General features: G+C 73.3%; 5 protein-coding genes and 2 pseudogenes. 3 read left to right on the plus strand and 4 right to left on the minus strand.

Annotated features, from left to right (window positions below; genetic code table 11):
- From JNW98_RS33525 to JNW98_RS33540, 4 genes and pseudogenes are all read right to left on the minus strand, one after another.
- Positions 1 to 329: pseudogene (locus JNW98_RS33525) on the minus strand (hypothetical protein); the annotation flags it as partial.
- 228 nt (positions 330 to 557) lie between these two features.
- Entirely contained in the window at positions 558 to 941 is a 384-nt protein-coding gene (locus JNW98_RS33530; RefSeq protein WP_223772071.1) for a DUF6113 family protein, read from the minus strand.
- Complete coding sequence (mshB, locus tag JNW98_RS33535) at positions 935 to 1,873, minus strand: N-acetyl-1-D-myo-inositol-2-amino-2-deoxy-alpha-D-glucopyranoside deacetylase (protein WP_223772072.1); 939 nt, start codon at positions 1,871 to 1,873, stop codon at positions 935 to 937. Before mshB ends, JNW98_RS33530 begins: the two co-directional genes overlap by 7 nt.
- A gap of 122 nt (positions 1,874 to 1,995) precedes the next feature.
- Positions 1,996 to 2,190, minus strand: coding sequence for a hypothetical protein (locus JNW98_RS33540; RefSeq protein ID WP_004954526.1), 195 nt, complete (start codon positions 2,188 to 2,190; stop codon positions 1,996 to 1,998).
- Positions 2,191 to 2,427: 237 nt separating this feature from the next.
- Here JNW98_RS33540 and JNW98_RS33545 point away from each other — a divergent pair, with 237 nt between their 5' ends.
- From JNW98_RS33545 to JNW98_RS33555, 3 genes and pseudogenes are all read left to right on the plus strand, one after another.
- A complete protein-coding gene (locus JNW98_RS33545) occupies positions 2,428 to 4,548 on the plus strand; it encodes a prolyl oligopeptidase family serine peptidase (RefSeq protein ID WP_223772073.1) in 2,121 nt (706 codons plus the stop codon).
- 257 nt (positions 4,549 to 4,805) lie between these two features.
- Positions 4,806 to 5,780, plus strand: coding sequence for an ABC transporter permease (locus JNW98_RS33550; RefSeq protein ID WP_223772074.1), 975 nt, complete (start codon positions 4,806 to 4,808; stop codon positions 5,778 to 5,780).
- A 52-nt stretch (positions 5,781 to 5,832) separates the two neighbouring features.
- Positions 5,833 to 6,026: pseudogene (locus JNW98_RS33555) on the plus strand (ABC transporter substrate-binding protein); the annotation flags it as partial.

Consider the following 6,026-nt stretch of genomic DNA (forward strand, 5'->3'; position numbering starts at 1 on the left):
CGCCGGGCGGGCGCGGCGGCCCGCGGCCGCTCCTCGGCCTCGCGCTGCCGCGCGGCGCCCTGCGGGGCCTCGGGCACCTCGGGGGCCTCGCCGGCCTGCGCCTCGTCGCCTACTGGCGTGCGCATGACCACCGGCGGGATGGGACGCGAACCCGGGATGTTGATGCGGATCCGCGTGGTCAGCGTGGTCTCGGTCTTCGGCGCGTCCGGCTTGCGGCCGGTGTGCGGCCGGCCGTCACCCGCGGATCCGTAGGGCTGAGTCCCCGACGGATACGCGGCGCCCCCGCGGCCCTGGGGCCCGGAGGACGGACTGTCAGATTCTCGGCTCAAAGCAGGTTCTCCCGGTTATTCTCCGCCGCCCTCCGACCTCTCCGGGGTCGCCCATGCCCAAGGTCAGGGGGGCTCGGCGGCGCCACCACCATACTGGGCACCGCGGGCGCGCACTTGACGACCGCCGGATACCCCGGCCGCCCGCAGGCGATACGCACCGTCGCGGCCCGCACGGGGGCGGGCGACATCAAGGAAAAGTCAGGCGAAACGCCGGACAAAACAGTCGCCTCACGAGCCAAGTCGGCTGTCGCGCGCGTTCGGTTGCGGATTCCGCACCAGGGTGGCGCAGATCACAACGACGACCATCCCGCCCAGCATGAAGACGTTCGCCCCGAGTCCGGCCTCGAAAAGGAAGTCCCCTTCGGGGCGGTTGAGGGCGAGCAGCAGCACCGCGAGCAGCCAGCCGACGCCGCCCACCGCGGCTCCCGTCCGGCCGCCCGTGAGCGCCCGTCCGCCGTAGCAGAGCCCGCCGACGGCCAGCAGGGCGAGCAGCAACCCGCCGGGGAACCAGGCGCCTTGCACCAGCGCGCCCGCGATACCCACCAGGAAGCCGAGGACGAGGAGACCGAGGTGGGAGGCGACCTTCCCGGCCGTCAGGGTGCCGGTCAGCATGCCGCACCCGGCCCTTCGACGCGCTCCGCCGCGTCCGCCGTGCCCACAAGCCCCGCGAACAGGTCGTCCTCACGCGCGGACGCCGCCTTGCCGCGGACGAGGCGGTAACACTCCTCGGCGAGGAGCGGCTGGCCCAGGTCGTTGGAGAGGGCGAAGAAGTGACCGTCCACCACGATCTGGGTGGCGTGCGCCCGCATGGCCGCCGCCTTCGCGGCGAGGTGCGGAGTGGTGGGCAGGACGGCCGTCACCTCATCGTCCGGGACGACGCCCGGTACGTCGTCGAGCGCGGCGACGCCGGGGAACGGACGCCCCTCGCCCGCCGCAGCGGCCTCGCGCAGCCGCGCGAAACCGGCCTCGACGACCGAGCGGGGCACGCAATTCCAGTAGACCTTCGCCACCGCGTGGGGGGCGCCCAGGTCCCGGCGGAACGCGGTCTCGGCCGCCAGCTCCACCGCGCGCATGGCCACGCGGTGCGCCTGGATGTGGTCGGGGTGGCCGTAGCCGCCGTGCGGGTCGTAGGTGACCAGCACCTGCGGCCGGACCTCGCGAATCACCTCAACGAGGTACGCGGCGGCCTCGTCGACGTCGGCTCTCCAGAAGCTGCCGGGCCGGTCGTTCTGCGGGGCGCCCATCATCCCGGAGTCCCGGTAGCGCCCCCGGCCACCCAGGAAGCGGTGGTCGGTGACGCCGAGCTCCTGCATCGCGGCGGCCAGTTCGCCGGCGCGGTGGGCGCCGAGGGCGTCCTCCCGGTCGGCCGCGAGGTGGGCGAGGCCCGGCGGGATCACCTCGCCCTCCTCGCCGAGCGTGCAGGTCACCAGGGTGACGTGGGCACCCTCGGCCGCGTACTTGGCCATGGTCGCGCCGTTGTTGATCGATTCGTCGTCCGGGTGCGCGTGCACCAGGAGCAGCCGGCGGCCGGGAAGGTCGGTCATGGGAACAGCCTACGAGCCGGAGGGCACCGGACGGCAGCCGACCGCGGGGCCGACCGGGCGCTCCTCGGCCGCGCTCCGGCCGTTCCTCGACCGTCCCCGACCGTTCCCCGTCGGGCGGCCGGTCAGAACTTGATGCCGCCGATCATCGCGGTGACGCTCTTCGTCAGCTGGTGCAGGGTGGGGGCGACGGTCGAGCTCGCGAGGTAGAACCCCAGCAGCACGCAGATCGCGGCGTGGCCCGCCTTCAGCCCCGACTTCCGGCACAGCAGGATGACGATGATCGCCAGCAGCACCACCGCCGAAATCGAGAGTGCCACAGCGGTTCACCTCCAGATACGCGGTCGAACGGACGGCAGACGGACGGCAGGTCGAACGGCGCGCACGGACCCGTGGGGGCACGCGGCGGGAAGGCGGGGACGCGGTACGGGGACGCCCCCTCTGCGTGAAGGATCATAACTATCCGCACAGCTCCCGTGACTCGGTGCACAGGAGCGCGCCCGGGGCGCACGGTGACTTCTCGCCGCGCGGCACCCGGCGGCCCTAGGCTCGCCCGCATGACCGGACAGCTCTCGTTCCCCCGCCAGTACGCCAGGACGCAGCGCTACACCCTGGGCGCGCCACGCGCGTTCACCGTGGCACCGGACGGCTCGCGCGTCGTCTTCCTGCGCTCCCGCTCCGGCACCGACCGCTCCCATGCGCTGTGGGTGCTCGATCTCGACGACGGCCGGGAGTATCCCGCGGGCGATCCCGCGGCGCTGCTGGGCGGCGCGGAGGAGGAGTTGTCGCCCGAGGAGCGCGCGCGGCGCGAGCGGGCGCGCGAGGGGTCGGCGGGCATCGTGGGCTACGCGGTGGACGCCGCCGCCGAGTTGGCGGCCTTCGCGCTGTCGGGGCGGCTCTTCGTCGCCGAGCTCCAGGGCGGCAGCGCCGCCGAACTCCCCGTCCCCGGCCCGGTCGCGGACCCGCGGCCGTCGCCCGACGGCCGGCACGTCGCATACGTGGCGGGCGGGGCGCTGCGCGTCGTGGAGGCGGACGGCGGCGGTGACCGGCCGCTGGCCGAGCCGGAGTCGGCGGACGTCACCTGGGGGCTCGCGGAGTTCATCGCGGCGGAGGAGATGGACCGCTCGCGCGGCTTCTGGTGGTCCCCGGACGGCACGGCCCTGCTGGCGGCGCGGGTGGACGAGACGCCCGTCGAGCGCTGGTGGATCGCCGACCCCGCCCGGCCCGCCGAGGCGCCGGCCGAGGTCGCCTATCCCGCCGCCGGCACCCCGAACGCGGACGTCTCACTGGCCCTGCTCGGCCTGGACGGCTCCCGCACGGACATCGCGTGGGACCGCGCCCGCTTCCCGTACCTGGCCCGGGTGCACTGGTCCGCGGGCGGCCCGCCGCTGCTGCTGGTGCAGGCTCGCGACCAGCGCACGCAGGCCGTCCTGGAGGTGAACACCGCCACCGGCGCCACCCGTGCGCTCCTCACCGAGGAGGACCCGTCGAAATGGCTGGATCTGTTCCCCGGTGTGCCCGCCTGGACGCCGGACGGCCGGCTGGTGCGGATCGCGGACGCGGACGGGGCGCGCGCCCTGGTCGTCGGTGAACGGGCGCTCACCGGGCCCGAGTTGTTCGTCCACGCGGTGCTCGACATCACCGAGGAATCGGTGCTGGTCAGCGCGTCCGCCGGGGCGGCCGCGGACGATCCGGAGCCGGGCGCGTCGCACGTCTGGCGAATCGGCGAGGGGGGCGCGGAACGGCTCTCCGAGGGGCACGGGCGGCACGCCGCGGTGCGCTCAGGGGCGGTCATGGTGCTGGTCTCGGCCGTGCCGGACCGCCCGGGGAGCGAGGCCGTCGTCCTGCGGGACGGCAAGCCCGTCGCCACCGTGGCGTCGTTCGCCGAGACCCCCGTGCTCTCCGCGCGCCCCCAGTTCACCCGGGCGGGGGATCGCGGGATCCCGTGTGCCGTGCTGCTGCCGACCGGGTACCGGGAGGGTGACGGGCCGCTGCCCGTCCTGATGGACCCCTACGGGGGACCCCACGGCCCGCGGGTCGTCGCCGCGCACAACGCGCATCTCACCTCCCAGTGGTTCGCCGACCAGGGGTTCGCGGTGGTCGTCGCCGACGGGCGGGGCACCCCGCACACGTCCCCCGCCTGGGAGAAGGCGATCCGCGACGACTTCGCCGGCGTCACCCTCGACGACCAGGTCGACGCCCTCCACGGCCTCGCCGACCGCTTCCCGCTGGACCTCGGGCGCGTCGCCATCCGCGGCTGGTCCTACGGCGGCTACCTGGCCGGTCTCGCCGTCCTCCGCCGCCCCGACGTCTTCCACGCGGGGATCGCGGGGGCGCCGGTCACCGACTGGCGGCTGTACGACACGCACTACACCGAGCGGTACCTCGGGATGCCTTCGGAACAGCCCGAGGTGTACGAGCGGAACTCGCTCGTCGGCGAGCGGGGCTTGTCGGGGGCCGCTCCGGAGCGGCGGCCGTTGATGATCATTCATGGGCTGGCGGATGACAATGTGGTGGTGGCGCATGCGTTGCGACTGTCGTCGGCGTTGCTTTCCGAAGGGCGGCCGCATGAGGTTTTGCCGCTGTCCGGGGTGACGCATATGACTCCGCAGGAGCAGGTGGCCGAGAACCTGTTGCTGTTGCAGGTGGACTTCCTGCGGCGGTCGCTGGGCAGGTGAGGGTGCCCCGGTCCCGCCCCGTCGCCGATTCCCGGGGGCAAGCCCCCCGGTCCCCCTGACACCGCGCTCCGCGCGGTTGTCCTCACACGCCGGACGGGCTGAATCAGCCCGTCCGGCGTTTGAGGACGCGCACCGCAGGTGCGCTCGGGGTCCGGGCCCTCACGATTCCGCACCACCCGCCGCAGCCCTCTTGACTGCGCGGTAACGCCGTTGCCACAGTCCCGTGCAACCGACGCCACTCAGCGGGGGGCCGCACGATGACGAGTCCTACCCTGATCGCCCCCGCCCCGGAACTGGCGGGCCGCTCCCCCGGCCGCCTCATGTGGCTGCGCTTCAGACGGGACCGCGCCGGTGTCGTGTCGGCCTGCGTCGTCGTGTTCTTCTTCGCCGTCGCGGCGGCGGCCCCGCTGATCTCGATGGTGTACGGGAAGGACCCGACGACGACGTACGGGCTGGACGAGACCGGGCTGCTCAACGAGTACGGCTACCCGGTCGCCCCCAACGGGGGGATCTCCGGCCGGTTCTGGTTCGGCATCGAGCCGACGCTGGGGCGGGACGTCCTGACGCAGTTGGTCTACGGCATTCGTACCTCGCTGCTGATCGCCGCGGCGGCGACCGTGCTGTGCGTGGTGACGGGGGTGCTGATCGGGGTGACGGCCGGGTACGTCGGCGGGCGGACGGACTACTTCCTGGGCCGGTTCATCGACCTGCTGCTGGCCTTTCCACAGCAGTTGTCGTTCGTCGCGTTCACCCCGGTCGTCTACGCGCTGTTCGTGAGCCCGGAGAAGGAGACCCCGACGTACCTCAGGGTGGTGACCCTGATCGTGGTGCTGTGGGCGCTGGGCTGGATGGGGTTGGCGCGGCTGCTGCGCGGGCAGGTACTGAGCCTGCGGGAGCGGGAGTTCGTGGAGGCGGCGAAGGTGACGGGCGCGTCGCCGTGGCGGATCATCACCAGGGAGCTGCTGCCCAACCTCTGGACGCCGATCCTCGTCCAGTCCACCCTGATGCTCCCCGCCCTGGTCACGGCGGAGGCGGGGCTCTCCTTCATCGGCGTCGGCATCGTGGAGCCCACCCCCGACTGGGGGCGGATGTTCGCCAACGGCGCCAAGTACTACGAGAGCGACATCACCTACATCTTCTTCCCCGGGATCGCGATGATCATCTTCGTGGTGGCCTTCAACCTCCTCGGGGACTCCGTCCGGGACGCGTTCGACCCCCGGACCCAACGCTGAACAGCCGGACAAGCGCCGATCACGTCACCACACGGACAGGCAGGTGCACCCCATGAGGAGACTCGACCGCAGGGTCCCGTACGTCGTGGCCCTGGCCGCCGGGGCCTTGGTGGTCTCGGCGTGCAGCAGCGGAGGAGGAGGCGGGGGCGGCGGAGGGGACGGGAAGAGCGACGGCCCCGGCGAGGACAAGACCGTCTCCTCCAACTACTCCATCGGTGGCGCCGTCGACGCGGCCGGCCCGGCCCC

The sequence above is a fragment of the Streptomyces huiliensis genome, from assembly GCF_020037025.1.
Lineage (GTDB): Bacteria > Actinomycetota > Actinomycetes > Streptomycetales > Streptomycetaceae > Streptomyces > Streptomyces huiliensis.

Bases quoted from the DNA above. Each gene is read 5' to 3' on its own strand.
- JNW98_RS33530 (WP_223772071.1), bottom strand. From the start codon at position 941: ATGCTGACCGGCACCCTGACGGCCGGGAAGGTCGCCTCCCACCTCGGT.
- mshB (WP_223772072.1), bottom strand. From the start codon at position 1,873: ATGACCGACCTTCCCGGCCGCCGGCTGCTCCTGGTGCACGCGCACCCG.
- JNW98_RS33545 (WP_223772073.1), top strand. From the start codon at position 2,428: ATGACCGGACAGCTCTCGTTCCCCCGCCAGTACGCCAGGACGCAGCGC.
- JNW98_RS33550 (WP_223772074.1), top strand. From the start codon at position 4,806: ATGACGAGTCCTACCCTGATCGCCCCCGCCCCGGAACTGGCGGGCCGC.